We start from the raw sequence: 16,054 nt of genomic DNA on the forward strand, positions 1-16,054 counted from the left end.
GGTTAAATGATTTATAGTGGTGTGTATTGGGATGGGAATGAATGGGGCCTGAAACGAATAGTGTTTTATACATTTTGTGGACAGCAACATCACTACCCTTAGAAACAAACAAAAGGTAGTCTATATAAGTAAATGAATTACTCTGCCTTTTTATTTGCCTAATAAAACATTGCATCTTAATGAAAGATGTAACACCAAAATTATGAAGAACTACGTACTTCTACTGACATACTTTCAGTAGTTCTACTGATTTTTTCAGTTTCTTTTCGAATTAATTTACCGAAAAAGATTGTATAGTGAATTTTCGATCTGATTCAGGTTATGCCTTACCCTCTGTGCTATTAATAAGTTTACTTATTACCAGCATAATTTTATCACTTCTTGCAATTTTATACTTTTCCGCAAAAGGAACTAACCGAATACTCGAAAAGAAAAAACTTAAACTTGCCTGCTTTTCTGCAGTTCAAATGGTACTTGCAGACTCTTCATTTCTGACAACAGATAGTCTCCTTATTGAATCAAATTCTATAGAAGTCTCGCTTCAGATTCGCAACTACGGATTTTATAAAGAAATCACAACCAAAGCCAATGGACTAAATGATTCAATAAATCTACGATACACTATCGGTTTAGCACCATCAAGAGAAGATTTGTTTAACTATGCTATCGTTTTCACTCGTCCAAATCTACGGGCAACTGTGGCAGGTGATACAAAAATTAAAGGAAATATTCTATCAACCACCGACCGTATAACAATTGGAAACATATTCGGACTCCATCAGGCTTCAGAAAATTACTTAGAAGGAGCAATCAAAGTTGACAAAAAACTAAAAGCACAAATTATTCCTGACAGTCTATTCGATAATATAAAAAATTTAGGATTAAGTGGTTCTCAGTTTTTTCATAATCAAGCAGACTATTTACTTGATGAATTTAGTTTTGAAACAATATTACCAGAAGTAAATAATTACATGGAAATGAACTTAATCGTAAATGGAAAGATAAAGACTAGTGATCAGCGATCAAGGAACATACGGGCGCCAGGAATTATTGAATTCTCTAAAGGTACAGTGAGTAAGGAAAGACTTGAACTATTTTCTGATTCCTTGATTGTCATTAACCCAAATTGCCTGGTTGAGAATGCACTGCTGTACTGTGACGGGCCGATCATAGTTAAAGGTAAATCACATTTTAAAAATGTTCAATTGTTCTCGAGAGATAGCATATTCATCAATAAAAGCCAGTTTGATTATCCATCTACTGTTTGCCTTAATATTGATGATTCCCAAAATGAAAAAAAAGATAATGCTTTGGTAATTGAAGGGTCAGTAATAAATGGTAATGTAATTCTGATGACGAAGTCATCCGGTTTTATTAGTAATCGAACTAAAATTAAAATTGATAAAAGCAGTAAAGTTCAAGGATTGGTTTACTGTGAGAATAACCTTGAACTAATGGGCGAAGTTATAGGAACTGTTATTACCTATAATCTCTGGTATTATAAAGAACCCTCTGAATATCTTAATTGGCTTATAAATACAAAAGTCGATCGAAATAATCTGGATGATTGGTTTCTTTTGCCAACGGTATTTGAAAATAATGGCAGACTTCAAATTCTGAGGGAAGAATGGATCTACTGAATAATGAAAATGGATCAACGATTCTTGAAGCTTTGGTGGTGATTGTATTGATTGGGATTCTTGCAGTAATGACTACTTCTATATTTAACATTGTTTTAAACAACCCAGTCTCAATTAAACAAGAAGCTCTTAATTTCGCTTATCAAGAGATGAACAGAGTGATTAGTCAATCAGCAATGACTGATAGTGTCTATACTAATGATAAAGGCAATATGATCGTACAAAGAAATATTACTGAGTTGGATAGTAATTTAATTGTTGAGATAAGTGTAAAGAAGAGTTATTCCGATTCGACAATAGTATCGCTCAAATCTGTATACAAAAAATGAAATTCATAGTTGAAACTAAAGGGTTTACATTAATAGAAACACTTGTTGCGATAAACCTGTCATTTATAGGTCTCACATTTGTTGTTTCATTCTATCTATTTGTCCTTAAGTTTACGCAGACGATTTCCGAGCATAATACTAATTTATTTATATATCAAAATTTCTTTTTTGAACTTGAAAAATGTATCGAATGTTCAGACGCTTTCAGAATCGAATCCCATCCACAATATGCACTTCTAAGTACTACTAATTCAGATACCTTAATAATTTATAAAGACTCACTCATACTCAATGGTATTTTGAAACTCAGTGATATTGATGGATGTATAGCGAGTATTTTTAATTACAATATCGATTCACCAATACAATTATCTGGTAACAATAGTAGTTATGAGTCTCATCATTTTACAGCTAGCTCGAAAGAAATAAGATCAATCCACTTCCAGATTAAAACCACTCAGCAATTCTTCAGTTACGAAATTTTCGTCAGGGCATTTTCAGCTAATCGATTTATTGATCTGGTGAAAGAAGAATAAAGCAAAAATTCTTTTAAAATGAATCTATGCATGTCCGTAGAACTACGTAATAAAAATCGCGTAGTTCTACTGATTTTCTTTTGTTTTTTTTAAAATACTTTACTTCCCAAAAATTTTCTCTTACTACTGTTTGAAATTTAACTATTGGGAGGCACTATGCGTCTGATCTTCTCCATTTGCACCATCTTTACTCTATTCTCGATTATTAACTTTGCACAATCAGATCTTATCCCTGTAAGCACAGGTGAGAAACATAACGAAAGAGGTTATCAGAATAGTATAAGTAAAAATATTAATGGAAATGAAATAATAGGTGACTACGATGGAAATTTCAGCCTTTTATATAATCAGCGAATGAGTCTGCCTAATGAAATGAGAGGTGATCTTACAGTGACATACAACGCAAATGTAGAGCATCGTGTATTTTTGGAACAGTTTACAGCAGTTCCGACTGAATTAGAGGGATATTCAGTTAATGCCCCTGAATGGATAATTGGTTTTAATGGTTTCGCTCTGCAAACATTGAACTTCGAAGTTAATTTTTACTCGCATGCTTTAAACATACCTAGTCAGCAAATTAATTTAATTGGAGAAGAAACCTCAATGCTGATACCAGGATTTCATTATTCTAACAAACTTTGGTACTGGAGTGAACAACTTCCACATAGCTATCAACAATATGATTATATTCAATTCCTTCAGTCTGATGGTTCAAATAAAGTAATTTATAATGAAGTAGCAGGGCAATTTTCTGGTCTGTACCATGAAACAGGTCCCGATCAGATCGGTTATGCAATCGTAGAAATATATGATGAAGTCGAAAAACTTCGAAATATTTGGTACAAACCTGGGGATGGACTAACCTACTATTTTCAAGAGGAAGGAATAGAATTTAATGATGGAAGAATTGGAGGTTATTGGAGTAATGAATTTAAGCCAAAGACTATTTATCTTAAATCAATCAACAATGTATATGGTGACACGCTATTTATAAACTATGATCCTATAATGGTGTCACGTCCGGATCTCTTATTGGGAAGGAAATTGTTTTCTTCTGTGGATGTTAGTCAATACGCGAGTTTTGTTCCGCCCGGCACTAATTTTTCAGGAATCCTCGGCTCCAACATACTTCAACTTTTTTCAATCGACTATATTACTGTTGGAACTCCAGGAGGACAACCGAGTAATACACTTAGAGCATTCGACATTTTTGATAATTGGGAGAAAATAAAAACTCGATATACACTCTTATTGGATTATACTTCCGGATCTAACTGGTATAGTGCAGATCGAAAAAAATCATCAATATACAACTCAAAAATAAAGATGATAAATTTAATAACAGATGAGTTAGGTCGAACAGATCGGATTCATTATTTAAAGGATTCGAGAACATATCGATATGATCCTCAATCCACACCCTTATTTCAGTACTGTGTACCAGCTTTATTGATTGATTCAATCTTTCATCATAATAATAAAGTAACGGTGTTGACATATGAAAATGGAACAAATGATGTCTATACTTATAATCGGGGGACAGGTTACTTTGATACAAACGGTTTTTTAAGTGCTAGCAAGAGAGATCGAAGAACAAACTTCATGGTTAAATCTAAAGAGCTATTAAAAAAGGAAGAAAATCAATTAATCCGGATAGAAAAAGATAGTTATACATATGGAAGTGCTGATCAATTTACATATTCACACCAGATTCCATACTATGGTATTTGGACAGAAATTATCACTGAAAAACCATTCGGAGATAGTGACGATTCTTCTCCTAGTCAAGTAAGAGTAAAAAAATACTTTGATAAAATTTATATAGGTTCAAGACGTAATGCTTTACATGATATAACAACAACAATTAAAATAAGAAAAGAGGTTGTTGAGTTAAGCGCTGCCGAATACATTTCAACAGATTACTCCTACAATCTTGGTAACTTAGTTAATGGGTTGACGGATTGGCCTTACTTTGACGGAACACTTTGGCTAGCTTCTATTAACCAGAATACATGCAAAGACCAGCTTGTTGCACAGAAAACGACTACTTTCAACTATGAGTATAGCTCAATTTATTCACCAAACTTTCAGCAGCCTCGTTACTGTATGACTTCTAAGACTGAAATCGAACCGTCAGGATTAAAGACTCAATCACAGTTTAAAAATTTCATCCCAACAGATTTTTTGAATAAGACCAGATACTTTTCGCTTGGAAAACAGGAACTGAAAAAGATTTTTACTGATACAGAAATTCTTAGTAGTGATAAGAATGAATTCCACACTTTAGGTGCATTAATTGGAAGAGTTCGTAAAACAATCAAGAATAGTCATCTTGCCGATAACAGGAGGGACATAACAGAATACTTTTACAAGAGTGAGGGTGAACTACAGACGATCGGAGCTATATTGCAGTTGCAGCTGCCCAATGTCTACAAAGGTTTTTTGGACAGTACAGTTCACAATTCCCTTGTCAAGACAAAATTGATTTATAATATCGATAAAGCGGTTGAATCTACAATGTACGATCCGGGTGGATTCATGTATATATTTGAGGGTGGTAATATTGTTGACTCCATTTATATTCCACCAAAATATAAATACAGATATTCTTCTCCCATTCAAGCTAAAGTATTAAGAACTGATGGATCATACGTCGATTCAACTTTTGAACCTTACATCCCTTTATATTCCAATTCTCCTGTAAAAACGAGAATATTTTATAATTCGGATCAAGATACCCTCGAATTAATACAAATATTTGACGAAAAAAATAATTTAACCTTTGAGGTAAGTGCAAATAAATTTGCATCGCAATTTGACTATGATATTCTTGGAAGGTTGACAAGAGTCAGACTCCCAGGCAGTTATCCTACTACCGAAGAATCACAAGTATCGCAAATAATTGTTCAGTATAATGATGATTTTACCTTCACACGAAATTTAGCTATTCTAAGTGATGGATCGATCTATGAAAATGCAAATCACAATGCTAATATCTGTAGTTATTCAAATACTGAACCACTGGAAACAGATAATCCCATTGGAGGTGATGCAGAAGAAGATCCTGGTGAAGAAGGCGACGAGCCTATTGGCGGCGGCGGCGGTGGTGGAACGTATATCCCGCCAAACAAATACTATTATATTTTCTTGCCTGAGATGTTAAAAACAAACAACATAGAAGTAATTGATTTTGCCACACTCTTTTTAAATTGCAGACACTACAATATTTCCGAAGGACAGAATTTAACTTTTGAAGTGTATGCAATTACACAGGAATACCAATCTGGACTAAATACTTATCAATCTATCGGACCATTGGTCGTAACTTTTCAGGAAAATCAACTAATGAGTATAAATGTGTCCTCATTACTCTCAGAACTTAAAAATTCAAACAAAAATTTGTATGGATTTAAATTTGTCGCTGAAGGTGTGTGGACAAGAGATGACGATTATAAATTGTTCTTTTTTTCACAGGACATTTTGCCTACTATGTCACTGAGTTTAAAAATAAGAAAAGAAGTACCAGGTAATTCAAGTTATGAATATGTTTACGATGATTTAAGCAATAAAGTGGATATAATAAAAAATATAAAATTTGATATACTTTCTCCTTTAACCACTAACATCATTGACCAATATGATGTTAGAGGAAATCTCATAAAATCAGAAGTAAAAAATGAATCCGGTATATTCGAAACAAAATCATTAATGACATACAACTATCTTGGACTGACCTCAAAAGTTACGGACGCTGAAAATAGAAATCTCTTTAACAAATACGATTACTTCTCCCGGGCAAAAGAGACACGAATGGTGACCGATGATGTTGGAGCGTCCAAAATCAGGTATGAATATGATCCTATCAATCACACAACGGAATATGAAAAGCAGACAATCTTTGATGAATCGAATAATAAGACTGAAAAAATTTTAGATAAATCTGGAAAAATATTAAAAGAAATTAAGTATGATAATTCAGTGCCATTTATCACCACCTATTCATATAACACATTACAACGACTAGCCGCCGTAATTACACCTAATAACAAAACTACTAACTATTTCTACGATGATCTTGGCAATATCTCAAAGAAAGTGGATCCTAATTCCGGAACTGTACAGTTTAAGTATGATAGATTTAAGCAACTAAGATTTGAGGTTCAGAATAGTCAGCTTTTATCAACTGATTCTATTATTTTCAATTCATATGATAGTTTCAGTAGACTTAAAATAAGAGGAATGAAAGATAATGCATCGGAATTCTCTGCATTAAACCCAGATCAGACATATTCTTTTGAGAGTGATACTTCCAAACTCTTAGTTGTTAATATGTATGACAAGTATTACAAATCTGGTGTATTCACTAATATGCCTGATCCTTATGTATCCACAACAATACTAAAATACGGCAATCACAAAGGCAGATTAGTAGCTACTGCCTTTAGGAATAAATTAGGTGAGCCCTGGAGTTTTAAAGTATATAGTTATGATGCTGTAGGAAGAGTTGATGATTTTTGGGTAAAGTATGAAAATCAAAGTTGGAAATGGGTTAAGAACTCATATGATCATGCCGGTAACTTAACTAAACAGTGTGTTGAAGGTGATATGTACTACTGGTATGACTATGATTCACAAAGCAGGTTAATTGAGGTCAGGACCAGTATTCACGATAATAAATCCACTGCAAAGCTTGAAGCTGTTTACAGTTATAATAAGGATAATAAAATCTCCAGATTAATATTCAGTGATCTCCAAACTACTTATGATAAAATCAACTATACTTATGACAACAGGGGAAGATTGTTAAATATTTCAAACTTGTATAATTATACTGATGGAGAAATATTAATAAAAAATCATCCCAGATTTATCGAAGGTCTTACTTATTATCCGAATGGTAATATTGAATCCCAATATCTGAAAAATACAGGCATACCAAATTCACCGGATTTAATGTTCAATTATTATTACGATGAGCTTAATAGGTTAAGAACAACTAAGAATTATGGTAGCAATTTCGAAATGTACACTTACGATCCTGATGGAAATTTTATTACCAAGACAAGATCTGGAAAACCTATGATCTATACACCTTTTCCAGGAACAGATAGGTTACAAAAAGTTGATATAGGCGGGGTAGATAAATTCTATCAATATGATAACCGAGGTAACGTAATTAGTGATGGATTAAGACAAATAAGTTCCATAAGTTATGACAGAAGAAATTTACCGTTATCAATGACAACAACAAACGGAGCAAATTTTAAGTATAAATATGATGACAACGGAAACAGGTTACTAAAGCACGCAAATGGAGTGAAAGAATTTTATCTTAGAGATCATACAGGAAAAGAATTGGCAGTGTATAATCTTTATACAAACAGAATTAAAATGGCTAACTTATACGGCAATGGATTGCTGGGCAAAGCAAATGCAATATGGGATTCCGTACTCACAGAAGTTGATCCTGGAAACTGGGAATATGTTTATTCACGAACAGATGAACGCCACTATTATATAAAGGATCATCTCGGAAATATCAGGATTGTGCTAGACAAAGTTGGAGAAGTAGTAAGCGCACAGGATTATTATCCTTTCGGAGAAATCATATCGAGTAGAAGCCACGTAACCGGGGCAAGTATAAACGACAAATACAAGTTTACTGAAAAAGAACGTGATACAGAATCCAACTACGATTATTTTGGTGCAAGATATTACGACAGCGAACTTGGCAGGTGGCTGCAGGTTGACCCGCTTGCAGATAAGTATCCGGGTTGGAGCCCGTATAATTATTGTTTGAACGCTCCTCTTGATTTAATTGATCCGGATGGAATGGATATAAAGCCATCAAGGCCTAGGGCTGTTGCAGCAGCAGAACATCAAGTAAATGTTACAATGACAGAAGTCTCTGGACAAATTGGAGATTTTGCTGGAGTTTGTTATTGGGGGTTCAAGACTGTTGGAACCTTTTTAGAACTTAATCCGGTGATTGTTGCTCCAGAGCCAATGGTAATCGCTTCCGGACCAGCTAATACAGTAACAAAAGTTACAAGCAATATTCTCAAAAATGCTAAGATTGGAAAACAAGGAGAAAAAATTATCTCTGAAGTATTTGAAGAAAGTGCAAAATCTTCTAATACTACAATTGTTAATCAAGTTACTGGAAGATTTAAAGATGGAAAATCCATAAGATTTGATAATCTTGGTGTTAATCAAAGTACCGGAAAAGTTACTTTGATAAATGAAACCAAAACAGGGGGCTCTTTACTTAGTCAGAGTCAGAAAAGATTTTTTAATAATGGAGAGTCTGTTGTACTTACTGGGAAGAAATCAATTGATGCAGGAATTTATGGTCAAACTGTGAGCAAAGCAGATGCAACGACAACAGTAATAAGGATTAAATTCAATAAAGAGTGATTTTTTGGGATAAGGAATTACAAAATGGAAAAAAGATTGGTAAGAAGTTTAATTATTGAGAGATTAGGAAAAGTTTTTAAAGAACATAAATTTATTTGGAGTTCTAAATATGATCAATTCATAAGGAAAGAAGATGATATTATCTACATTTATTCCCTTAGTTTTTCAAAGAAAGATCAACATATTTTTATTAGGCCCTCAGTGAAGATGAAATTTAAGAAGATTGAAGAAATATATTTTAAAGCTGCTAGTCAAAAAGATAAGGATTATCAGCATTCAATAATTACATTAGGAAATACCATAAAACAAATAATTCGACATTTTGATGAAAATACTGATATATGGACTAATGAAATTCAGGAATTTTTGATTGAGAATGAAGAGGATACTAGTCGAACTGTTTTAGCACTCGAAAATTTATTTTTTGAATATGTTTTACGTTATTTCAATAATTATAATAATATTGAGAGTGTAGATAAATTACTTAATTCCGATTTGATGGTTTTATCGATACATAATTCTTTATATCCGTTAAGAGCTTGTATTGGTCTTATTACTGCAAAATTAATACAGCGGAAAGACTATGAGCTAATAAAATCTACTTACAGTTCTAAGATAATTACTTCGATTGATGAATACAGAAATAACTTTTCTCGATTGGTCAAATTATTAGACTGATTTATTTCATAAATAAATTTAAAAAAATGTTATGTGAATGTTTACATGTTTATTTTGCAAAATTTCCTGACAAAAAAGGAGTAAAATAATAATTTATAAAATTTATGTTTTAAAGATGAAAGATTTTTAAATTATAAAAATCACAATTATAGAGTATTTAGGTATATGAATCTATTCACAATAGAAACAAGTCACTTATAGTTTAAATCTATTAAGTAGAACTACGTACCCCAAATTCCGTAGTTCTACTGATTCCTTAAACCCGCCAAATAACTAAAATACCACCAGTAATTTTAGAAACATTAATTAACTGGTGTATTGTGTTCAAAAAAATACCACATAAAGAAATTGTAGATTTTACAAGAGTCTTAAGTCTCCTATTGTACTCAAGGGTTTCTATTATCCAGGCATTTGAGTTAATACATAAACAAACAAAAAATGAGAAGTTAAAAGGCATTATAAAGAGTATTCTCAAGGATATTAAAAGCGGGTCTTCACTCTCAAAGAGTTTTGCAAAATATCCAAATGTATTTGCAGATATTTTTATAGCCAACTTAAAAGTCGGAGAAGAAACAGGAGAGATAGCAGAAGTGATAGGCGAGTACTCACTGTTTCTACAAAAAATGCAAAGTTTAAAAGGTAAAATACTTCAGGCAATACGTTATCCGGTTATGGTGCTCGTTGTGGCACTTGGTGTTGTAATCTTTATGCTTGTTTTCATCATTCCAACTTTTGAAACTCTTTTCCAATCCGTTAATGCAGAACTACCGGGCATCACACAGTTTTTATTAATTCTGAGCAGAGGGCTTGTCGGCAACAGCACACTTTTGTTTTTCATTTTAATAACTAGTGCAATTGTAATTTATTTTGGAAGCAAGAGTGATTCATTTCAAAAAAATATTGTTGATAAAACATTAGTAAAACTCCCTGTAGTATCAAAGATGTATGTAACAAATCTGCTTGCAAGATTTTCATTAAGTATGGCAATATTACTAAAGAGCAGGGTTGGTTTGGTGGAGTCACTGAAGATTTCAAAAAACATTACATCAAATCACCTGTTCAGAAATCAAATAGATCATCTGCTTAAAAAGACAATTAAAGGTGAGACATTGTCTTCTAATGTAAAGGCTTCACTATTCTTTGATCCAACATTTACAAGGCTGTTAGCTGCAGGTGAAGAGAGTGCGGAACTCGATAAAGTTTTTTTGCAGATGAGCAACTATTACAGCAATGAATTCGACCACTACTTGGATAATGTAACATCATTACTTGAACCGGCACTCATCTTAATTGTGGGTGGAATAGTCGCGGTAATCCTGATTGGATTATATCTGCCAATGTTTGAAATAATAAATTATTTCGGAGTATGATATGTTAAAAAAGATCTTAAAAAATCAGTCAGGTTTTTCAATCACAGAACTACTCGTAGTGCTCGTAATTATTGGTGTGCTGGTACTTCTCGCACTTCCAAGATTAATGCCGGTTGTAACAAAAGCAAAAACCACTGAGGCGAAATTAAGTCTTAAACAAGTTTATATGCTTCAGAAGTCATACAAATTTGAATATGATAAGTATTCAGCCAACTTGAATGAAATTGGTTTTGAGCAAGAAAAATTTATTGAGGAAGGTGGTTCAGCAAGGTATAGAATTGAAATAACAGAAAGTGATATAAATAGTTTTAAGGCAGTCGCAACGTCAACGGTTGATTTTGATAATGATGGAACTTTCAATGTTTGGGAAGTTAACCAAGATGGACAAATTAAGGAAGTGGTACCTGATTAATCAACGCCTAAAAAAGAGAAAGAGTAAAATATTTATTTACGATTACAAAATATTTATAAAATGGATAAACATATGAAATACGAGATAACAATTTTTTTAATTCTTGTTTTTATAACGGGTTGCACTCCAACTAAAGAAGTAATGATATTGAAAGAATTTAATGGAGATGGAGTAGCAGTAATAAATTTTTCAACCCAGGGTTCATTTGTGGAATCGAGTATAGGAAAAAACGCTGCTGACAGATTAACAGATGCTTTTTTTCTTAAGAGAAATCTCAGAGTGATTGACCGTTCAAAAATAAATGATGTGCTTATTGATATGGAAATCAAAACTCCGGAAACTCTTTCAAAAGAGCAACTATTAAAAATCGGACAACGACTGAATGCAAACTATGTTGTTCTTGGTAGGATAATTCAAACCTCTGAAAGTAATTTGATTTCAACAACTAGTTATATGGGTTTATATATAAGTTTCAGAATTATATCAACTGCAAATTCAGATGTTGTAGGTATGGCTTCATATTCGACTACTTATAAATCAGATCTTTTTAAGGAAATAGATCAAGCGATGATTAAACTGGCAGAAGAAATAGAGCTATGATTGAAATAGTCATTGTCATTTTGTTTGCATCGGCATTAGGAAGTTTCGGGAATAATGTCATTTCATATTTTATTTCAGGCAATGGATTTGATTTAAATCGTTCAACTTGTTTTTGTGGTGAAAAAAAACTGAAGGCAATTGAATTGATCCCTGCTTTATCATTCCTGTTTCAAAGAGGTAAATGCACACAGTGTACAAAGAAAATTCCGATTCGTTATTTATTTGTTGAGCTTAGTTCTCTTGTTCTCGGTCTAATCATCTTCTTTAACTATGGATTTTCATTTCAAGGTTTAATCAGTTTCTTAATTTTCTATGTATTACTTCTTGTAAGTGTTATAGATTATTTCAAATATATTATCCCGAATAAACTAACTTCTGTTTTAATCATCCTTGTCACAATTTATTTAATTCTCAATTCTGAAAAAATCTTAGAAAAATTGCTGCTGTCTGCTATAATATTTACTGTTTTTTTAATCATTCAGTTTTTATTTGAAAGGTTAAAGGGGAAAGAAGTAATTGGAATGGGTGATATAAAACTGATTTTTGTTTTGTGTTTCTTATTTGAAATCTCTGATTCCTTGTTGGCGATTTGGATATCGAGCACTATTGCACTTATAACTGCGTTAACATCTCAATGGTTTAAGAAAAAAAGCATAAGTGCAGTCAAGATGCCATTCGGACTATTTCTATCAATAGGTTTTTTTACCGTATTCATATTAGATATTAAATATGAATTTCTACCTCTCCAAAATTTAGCAGAGTTAATATGGCACTAGATCTTAAAATTGAAGACGAAGCGGTCTCAAAAATTACTGCACAGCAGGCATTCGAATGGAATATCCTTCCTATTAAAATCGAGAATAAAATTTTACAAATAGGGACATCATCACCCAATGATAAAAAACTGATTGATGATATCACTTTTTTTACAGGTTACAAAGTCAAGACTCTGAAACTTCCAAGTGATATTATTCTGGAATACTTAAAAAAAATATATGGCAGTAATCCAAATACAAGCAGACAGAATGAACAGCAGATAAAAAATCTGCAAAACGAAAGTTCAAATGTTGAACTAATCAATAAAATAATAGAGGAAGCAATTGAAAATTTCGCGAGTGATATCCACCTTGAGTCATTTGAGAATAATTATAGAGTGAGGTTTCGTGTGGATGGTCATCTCCGTGAAGTTATGAATTTACCGATACAGAGAAGTGCACAGATTGGAAGCAGGGTTAAAATAATGGCGGGACTTGATATTTCTGAAAAAAGAAAACCGCAGGATGGTAAGATTAAATATAAGGTTAAATCAAATGATGTTGATATTCGTGTTTCAACTTTACCTACAAACTTTGGTGAAAAAACAGTACTTAGAATATTAGATAAGTCCCACCTTGAATTAGATATTGAAAAGTTAGGGCTGTTCAGCGAGCAACTGAATGTTATTAAAAAAAATCTGGAACGTCCATTCGGAATGATACTTGTAACCGGTCCTACCGGCAGCGGTAAGACAACTTCTTTGTATTCTTTCTTACAACACATACACAGGATTGACAAAAATATATTGACGGTTGAAGATCCAATAGAGTATAATCTTTATGGGATCAACCAATGCAACGTCAAACCAGATATCGGTTTCAACTTCGCGTCTGCATTAAGATCCTTTCTAAGGCAGGATCCAGATATTATAATGGTGGGAGAAATTAGGGATAGAGAAACTGCCGATATTGCGGTACGTGCAGCATTGACAGGACATCTTGTGTTTAGTACACTTCACACAAATGATTCAACTTCAGCGATTACAAGATTAATAGACATGGGAGTAGATTCGTTCCTGGTTGCTGCATCAGTAAAACTTATTATTGCGCAGCGATTGATAAGAAAATTATGTAATTGTAAAATAAAATCAACTGCTTCAGGTAATGGCTCACAATCTGAAATCTTTGTGAAGTGTGGATGCACTGAATGCGGGAATACCGGTTACAAAGGCAGATCAGCTTTATTTGAAGTTTTCGAGATTACTGATGAAATATCCGAAATGATTTCAGTTGATTCATCTATTTCACAAATAAAAAACAGAGCCCTTGAAAAAGGGTTTATGTCCTTAAGACAAGCAGGATTAAAAAAAATTCAGCTGGGAATTACAACTAATGAAGAAGTTATTAGAGAAACCACATTGTAAAGCTTTTTTCATCTGCATTTTATTATTGCTGTCGTGCATTGATAAATATATTTATGCTCAGTCAATTGATTTTCCTCCAAATAGTTCCTCACTTATAAATGCAATAAATATCAAAGACACTGATATTAAAGATATCTACCGTTCAATTGCCTTCGAATACGAAACAAACATCGTAGTTAATAATGACATAAATAAACGGGTTTCGGTAGCCCTATTCAATATGACTGTCTTTGATGCGATTAAAACAATAGCTGAAGACAATGAACTGGTTTTTCAATACGACAACCGCAGATTTTTTATTTCATCACCTCAAATTTTAAAAACTCCGGAACCATTACCTGGTATTCCAATTGTAGAGTTTTCAAAAGACAAGCTATCGATTGAACTGGACAATTCAGAAATATCAGAATTCGTGAAAGTTCTTAGAGAAAAGACAAAACAGAATTTTTTATTGACTCCCGGTACAAATGGGAGAATTACAGGTAAGCTTTTGAATGTCGAATTAGAAAAAGGTCTGAATAATTTATTGGGTAATAATGGATATTATTTGATAAATAAAGATTCTATTTATTTTATATCTCGCTCTGCATATTTCTCAAGCCTTGAGAATTCTAATGACTTAACAAAAAGACCTTACTGGGTAAGTGCCCAAAACAATTTAGTGACTCTTGATGTAACCCAAGCTGATTTAGGACGGATACTGAATGATCTTTCTAATCAGTTAAATCTACAGCTACTAAAACTGGCAGATCCTAATGCAGTTGTAACTATCAAATGTAAGGATGTTTCTTTGCGCACTGCGATGGATTATCTGTTTAAGGGAACTGAATTTACATACAAATTCGAAAATGGTGTCTACCTCATAGGAAACAAAACGAGTAAAGGGCTGGATGAAACAAGACTTGCATATTTAAACTATTTAAGAGCAGACCAGGTAAAAGAAAAAATTCCCGCGTCAATAATTCAGAATGTCCATACTAGTATTTCAATTGAACATAATGCACTTGTCCTGAGCGGATCTAATGAAAATATAAATGTCGTTATGGACTTTATAGAAAAGATTGATCAGCCCGTACCACAAGTTTTAATTGAAGCATTAGTTGTGGATTATAATCTCGATAATATTAAATCATTCGGAATCAATGCAGGGTTCGGTGATTCGACAAAACTTACCAGACCTGATAAATGGTTTCCCGGAATTGATGTTACTGCAAGTGGAAAAAAAATAAACAGCTTGTTGAGTGACATCGGCACAGTTTCAATATTCGGAGAAAATGTTGATATAGGTAAACTTGGTAAACTGCCGGATAACTTTTATGTAAATATAAAAGCAATGGAACAAAATGGATTGGCTAATATAAAATCCAAACCGATACTATCAACACTTAATGGGCACACTGCATCATTAAAAATCGGTACGGTTCAGAACTATATTTTTAAAGAAATAGTCCCGATTGTAAATGCAGTAAACTCTACATTTATTGAAAAGGAAAGAATAGAAAAAATCGAAGCAATAATTTCATTTGAGATAACACCATTTGTTGGAAATAATGGTGAACTGACTCTTGAGATTAAACCAAATTTCGAAACACCGGTTGGAAGTTTCTCTCCTGACAAGGATCAGATACCTGCAATAAATACAAGATCTTTTGTATCGACTGTGAGACTGAGAGATGGTGAAACTATTGTTTTAGGGGGTGTTGTCCAGGAATCCGAAATAAACAATGAAGCAAAATTTCCGATTCTTGGAGATATCCCGATTTTAGGTGAGTTTTTCACCGACAAGGAAAAGTCGGTCCGCAAGGGAGAACTAATGATATACCTAACACCTAGAATATTTTATGGTGATGAACTTACCATGAATCAAAGTAGAAATAAATGAATAAATGAATA

At 33.0% G+C, this 16,054-nt stretch carries 11 protein-coding genes; all 11 read left to right on the forward strand.

Annotated features, from left to right (window positions below; genetic code table 11):
• The first annotated feature begins 296 nt into the window (after positions 1–296).
• Positions 297–1,640, forward strand: coding sequence for a hypothetical protein (locus IPM56_03140; protein QQS36965.1), 1,344 nt, complete (start codon positions 297–299; stop codon positions 1,638–1,640).
• Positions 1,628–1,969 carry a type II secretion system protein gene (locus IPM56_03145; GenBank protein ID QQS36966.1) on the forward strand — a complete coding sequence of 114 codons (342 nt, stop codon included), beginning with the start codon at positions 1,628–1,630 and terminating at the stop codon, positions 1,967–1,969. Before IPM56_03140 ends, IPM56_03145 begins: the two co-directional genes overlap by 13 nt.
• Complete coding sequence (locus IPM56_03150) at positions 1,966–2,505, forward strand: hypothetical protein (GenBank protein QQS36967.1); 540 nt, start codon at positions 1,966–1,968, stop codon at positions 2,503–2,505. The genes IPM56_03145 and IPM56_03150 overlap by 4 nt, the downstream gene beginning before the upstream one ends.
• Before the next feature lie 156 nt (positions 2,506–2,661).
• The gene (locus tag IPM56_03155) at positions 2,662–8,922 is read left to right on the forward strand and encodes an RHS repeat protein (GenBank protein ID QQS36968.1); all 6,261 of its coding nucleotides are present in this window, start codon (positions 2,662–2,664) and stop codon (positions 8,920–8,922) included.
• 24 nt (positions 8,923–8,946) lie between these two features.
• Positions 8,947–9,600 carry a hypothetical protein gene (locus IPM56_03160; GenBank protein QQS36969.1) on the forward strand — a complete coding sequence of 218 codons (654 nt, stop codon included), beginning with the start codon at positions 8,947–8,949 and terminating at the stop codon, positions 9,598–9,600.
• 320 nt (positions 9,601–9,920) lie between these two features.
• Complete coding sequence (locus IPM56_03165) at positions 9,921–10,970, forward strand: type II secretion system F family protein (protein ID QQS36970.1); 1,050 nt, start codon at positions 9,921–9,923, stop codon at positions 10,968–10,970.
• A gap of 1 nt (position 10,971) precedes the next feature.
• On the forward strand, positions 10,972–11,382 hold the full coding sequence (locus IPM56_03170) for a prepilin-type N-terminal cleavage/methylation domain-containing protein (protein ID QQS36971.1): 411 nt from the start codon (positions 10,972–10,974) through the stop codon (positions 11,380–11,382).
• Positions 11,383–11,454: 72 nt separating this feature from the next.
• Positions 11,455–11,982: a hypothetical protein gene (locus IPM56_03175; protein QQS36972.1), complete on the forward strand. Its 528-nt coding sequence runs from the start codon at positions 11,455–11,457 to the stop codon at positions 11,980–11,982.
• The gene (locus IPM56_03180) at positions 11,979–12,758 is read left to right on the forward strand and encodes a prepilin peptidase (GenBank protein QQS36973.1); all 780 of its coding nucleotides are present in this window, start codon (positions 11,979–11,981) and stop codon (positions 12,756–12,758) included. The genes IPM56_03175 and IPM56_03180 overlap by 4 nt, the downstream gene beginning before the upstream one ends.
• The gene (locus IPM56_03185; GenBank protein ID QQS36974.1) at positions 12,749–14,161 is read left to right on the forward strand and encodes a type II/IV secretion system protein; all 1,413 of its coding nucleotides are present in this window, start codon (positions 12,749–12,751) and stop codon (positions 14,159–14,161) included. Before IPM56_03180 ends, IPM56_03185 begins: the two co-directional genes overlap by 10 nt.
• The gene (locus IPM56_03190; protein ID QQS36975.1) at positions 14,130–16,043 is read left to right on the forward strand and encodes a secretin and TonB N-terminal domain-containing protein; all 1,914 of its coding nucleotides are present in this window, start codon (positions 14,130–14,132) and stop codon (positions 16,041–16,043) included. Before IPM56_03185 ends, IPM56_03190 begins: the two co-directional genes overlap by 32 nt.
• Positions 16,044–16,054 lie beyond the last annotated feature (11 nt).

This window comes from Ignavibacteriales bacterium, from assembly GCA_016700155.1.
Taxonomy (GTDB): Bacteria; Bacteroidota; Ignavibacteria; order Ignavibacteriales; family Ignavibacteriaceae.